Genomic DNA, 4,406 nt, shown 5'->3' on the forward strand with positions numbered 1-4,406 from the left:
CGTATGAAAAGTGGGGCAGAGCAAACATTGGTTCAACATTATTTGGATCGTTTTTCTAAAAGTTCTGGTGCTGTAGGCTTTCATTTAAAAAAGTTACAAGAGATACCAGAAAGTCGTGCTCAAACAGTTTGTCAACGTATGGAGGAAGAGGGGAGAAAACTTATTGAATTTTTACCTGAAAAATGTCGATTAATTGTGTTAGATGAGCGTGGAGAATCGATTTCGTCAACTTCTTTTTCTGAAAAATTGAGGTGTTATCGTGATGAGGGAATTCGAGATGTCGTCATTGCTTTGGGAGGACCTGATGGGCATAATGAGCAAATAAGGAAGCGTGCTGATTTTCTTTTATCTTTTGGTTTGATGACGTGGCCACATCAAATTGCACGTATTCTTCTTACAGAACAACTTTATCGCGCTGTAACAATTGAAAATAATCATCCGTATCATCGTTTTTAATATTTTTGTTCAATTTTTAGCACTTATTTATATGTTTATTAATATTGTTTTAGCTGACACCATTTAAAGCATCTCTAATGTATACGATGAGGTGTCATGGTTTTTGCAAATGAAAAAGCTTCTTCATAGAAAGATGCTATATTTATATGAGGAGTGCGTCATATTTGTCATTCTGCTCTTGAGTATGTTTTTTTGCTTTTCTGTATCGCATGCGGAAGATACAATGAGGAGTACGGAAGTCCATAAAGAATTGGGAGAAATTCGCCAAAATATTTCACTTTCGCGTGAGCGTGTTGCTTTTCTTATGCATCAAGTTGAGCATTTAAAAAAAGATCAACGTGTTTTGAGTGATGCACTCATAAAGGCGGCTAAAGAAGAACGTATAGTAGCAGATGATATTGCTAAAAGGGAAGAAAAGCTTAAAAAAATGATAGAAAAGCGGGTACAAGTCTATCAAAGTTTAAAAAATCGTCGTGCTGAATTTGCAGAAGTTCTTGCAATTTTGGAGCGTATGGGATTGAATCCGCCTCCTGCTCTTATGATACAGCCAGAGGATGCGTTGGCTTCTATCCGTAGTTCTGTTTTATTAGGTACAGTTATTCCTCAGATGCAGGAGAAAACACGAGATTTAACAGTAAAACTCAAGGAGTTGACCAATTTGAGTAATTCCATTACTAGGGAATATACAGGATTAAAGACAAAACTGCAAAATCAAGCAGAGCAGCGAAAACGTTTAGAGCTTTTATTAGACAAAAAAAACAAACTACAAACAAAATCAGAAAAAGAACTTACAGAACAGCAACGAAAAAATATTGCTCTTGCTAAAAAAGCGCAGTCTTTGGAAGAATTGATTTTAGAGCTTGATCGTCAGTCAAAACTTAGCTCTGATGCATCAGTACAGGTACGGAAAAGTTTGCAATTGTTAGAACAGTCCAATTTTGAAAGCCGAAAAGGTTCTTTACTTTTTCCTGTTTCAGGAAAAAGAATTCGATTTTCTCATAATAATTCGCAGATTACGCGCTTTGGTGAAACGATAGAAACAGAGTCAGGAGCTGTTGTTATATCACCTGTGGATGCTTTTGTTGCTTTTGCTGGGCCATTTCGTTCTTACGGACATTTAATCATTCTCAACGTTGGAAATGGTTATCATATCATTCTTACTGGAATGTCGAGAATTAATGTAAAACAGGGGCAGTTTGTTCTTTCAGGTGAGCCTCTGGGTATAATGGAGATGCAATTTATTTCAAACAGTGTTGCATTGGATATAGGAAAAACTTCTCCAATGCTTTACATTGAGTTTAGAAAGCAGGGAAAACCTGTAAATCCAACTCCTTGGTGGCAGACTGAAAAAATAAGAAGGAGCCAAAATGATTCGTAAAGTTATTCTTTTGGTCGCTGGGGTATTGCTCGGCGCCTGTTCAATGATTATGGTGCAGTCTGTTGCTGCGAATAATGAAGATAATGCATATAAAAAGCTAGCTATATTTGGCGATGTTTTTGAGCGTGTGCGTATGCAATATGTTACAGTTCCAGATGATAAAAAGCTTATTGAAAATGCTATCAATGGCATGCTCACATCACTGGACCCTCATTCATCTTATTTGAATGCCGAAGAAGCCAAGGATATGCGGGATTCTACGAAAGGAGAGTTCGGAGGTCTTGGTATTGAGGTCACTATGGAAAAAAACTTAATTAAAGTCGTTTCACCAATGGATGATACTCCTGCTTCAAAAGCAGGTATTCTAGCAGGAGACCTTATTTCAAAAATTGATGATGTACAAACGAATGGTCAAACATTGAATGAAGCTGTTAATAAGATGCGAGGGGCTCCTGGAACACCAATTACCTTAACAATTATTCGTTCTGGCGTTGATAAGCCATTTGAAGTGAAGATTATTCGTGATATTATCAAAGTAAAAGCGGTGAAATATCGGGTTGAGGGTGACATTGGATATGTGAGAGTTATTCAGTTTTCTGAGCAGACATTAAATAATCTTCTAGCGGCAATTAAAGATATCCAATCTAAAATTCCTGAAGATAAGCTAAAAGGTTACGTTCTTGATTTGCGGCTTAATCCGGGTGGGCTTTTAGATCAAGCTGTTAATGTTTCGAGTGCTTTTCTCAATAAAGGTGAAATTGTGTCGACTCGTGGGCGCAAAAAGAGTGATGTGACAAGATTTGATGCGAAGCCAGGTGATGTCATCAATGGAAAACCGCTCATTGTTCTTATTAATGGTGGTTCGGCAAGTGCTTCCGAAATTGTTGCGGGTGCATTGCAAGATCATCGTCGTGCAACAATTTTAGGGACGCAGTCTTTTGGTAAAGGATCTGTTCAAACAATTATTCCTTTGGGTGAAAATGGGGCTTTACGCTTAACAACAGCACTTTATTACACGCCATCTGGCACTTCTATTCAAGGAACAGGGATCACGCCTGATATTATTGTAGAGCAGCCACTCCCCGAAAAATATAAGGGTTATGATGTAAAAGTTGGTGAGTCTGCATTAAAAGGACATATCAAAGGAAAACGAGAGAGTAATAAAGGATCTGGTTCAGCTGCTTTTGTTCCCAAAGACCCTAAAGATGATATTCAATTGAATGAGGCCTATAAACTATTACGAGGTGAAATGGTAAATGCAGCGTTTCCACCAGATCCCAATAAGGATGTGTTAAAGTGAGAATTGATATCTATAGCTTGCGATTTTGAGGAATATTAAATGGATGCAGGTATTAATTTGAAGATTCTTCCATATCGCAAATGTGTTGGGATTGTTGTCTTTAATCATGAGGGTAAAGTGTGGGTTGGGCGTCGTTTAATGATGCCCATTCATCCAGATGCAGATATTGACATATCTCATCGTTGGCAGCTTCCTCAAGGAGGGATTGATGAAGATGAAAAACCATTAGATGCAGCGTATCGTGAACTTTATGAAGAAACGGGTATTCGATCTATAAAGTTGATTAAAGAAGCACAAAATTGGTTTCACTATGATTTTCCACAAGAACTTATTGGGTGCACATTAAGCAATAAATATCGTGGACAAATACAAAAGTGGTTTGCTTTCCAGTTTACAGGAAAGCTTTCTGAAATTGCGATTAATCCGCCGCCAGAAGGCAATAAAGCGGAGTTCGATCAATGGAAATGGGTTGATCTAGAAACCCTTCCTTTAATTGTTGTTTCTTTTAAAAAGCATGTTTATATGAAAGTTGTTAGCGAATTTCGAGGTAGCCTTCGGTTGTTATAAAAGCTATATGACTATAAGAAAGCTTTTTGTATTGAGATGCTTTATATTAATTTATAAATAATAAATATGTTTCTCTTTTATGTAAAGAACAGGGATATAAAATGAAAAAGTTATTTAATTTACTTATAGTTTGTACTCTTTTGAGTATTTCATCTGTTGCATTTGCAACAGGTTCAAAGCCTTCTGCACCAAAAGATGCAGTAGAGACATTACCAAATGGTGCTTCTTCTTTAACTGAAACCTATGGCTTGTGGACCATTAATTGTGGGTTACAAGAAGGGAAAAAAGTTTGCTTTATGCATCGTCAAGAAGTAAATGAGCAAGGGCGTGTTGTTGTGGCTATGAGCCTTATTCTCAATGCTGAGGGTGTTGTATCAGGTAGCTTAACCGTTCCTTTTGGCATTTTGGTTTCTAAACCTGTTCGTTTGCAAGTTGATGAAGGGAAAGCTGTTATTGAAACTGGTATAAGGACTTGTGTGCCAGCAGGTTGTGTGGTTCCTGTCGTTTTTGACAAAAATCACGTAGCAGCTTTGCGTTCTGGAAAACAGTTAAAGTTGGCGATGACAATTGCTGCTGCAGGTGAACCAGCTTTGAATGATTTATTTATTCAGCTAGATGGTTTTAGCAGTGCTCTTAATCGTTTGACTGCTTTGCAAAAATAATTTTAAAACTAAAAACGGCCTTTTAAAGGCCGCTTTTAGTTTG

Annotated in this window: 5 protein-coding genes; all 5 read left to right on the forward strand. The window is 37.4% G+C overall.

Annotated elements, in window-relative coordinates; genetic code table 11:
- Positions 1 to 456: 23S rRNA (pseudouridine(1915)-N(3))-methyltransferase RlmH (gene rlmH, locus ACFIO3_RS09160; protein ID WP_375704353.1), on the forward strand; the 456-nt coding region annotated here is incomplete at its 5' end.
- Positions 457 to 589: 133 nt separating this feature from the next.
- On the forward strand, positions 590 to 1,834 hold the full coding sequence (locus tag ACFIO3_RS09165) for a murein hydrolase activator EnvC family protein (RefSeq protein ID WP_375615170.1): 1,245 nt from the start codon (positions 590 to 592) through the stop codon (positions 1,832 to 1,834).
- Complete coding sequence (locus ACFIO3_RS09170) at positions 1,824 to 3,134, forward strand: S41 family peptidase (RefSeq protein ID WP_375606741.1); 1,311 nt, start codon at positions 1,824 to 1,826, stop codon at positions 3,132 to 3,134. The genes ACFIO3_RS09165 and ACFIO3_RS09170 overlap by 11 nt, the downstream gene beginning before the upstream one ends.
- Positions 3,135 to 3,173: 39 nt before the next feature.
- Positions 3,174 to 3,701 carry an RNA pyrophosphohydrolase gene (locus ACFIO3_RS09175; RefSeq protein ID WP_375606742.1) on the forward strand — a complete coding sequence of 176 codons (528 nt, stop codon included), beginning with the start codon at positions 3,174 to 3,176 and terminating at the stop codon, positions 3,699 to 3,701.
- Between the two features lie 101 nt (positions 3,702 to 3,802).
- A complete protein-coding gene (locus tag ACFIO3_RS09180) occupies positions 3,803 to 4,363 on the forward strand; it encodes an invasion associated locus B family protein (RefSeq protein ID WP_375606743.1) in 561 nt (186 codons plus the stop codon).
- The last annotated feature ends 43 nt before the right edge of the window (positions 4,364 to 4,406 follow it).

Source organism: Bartonella sp. AD328YNZD, from assembly GCF_042196425.1.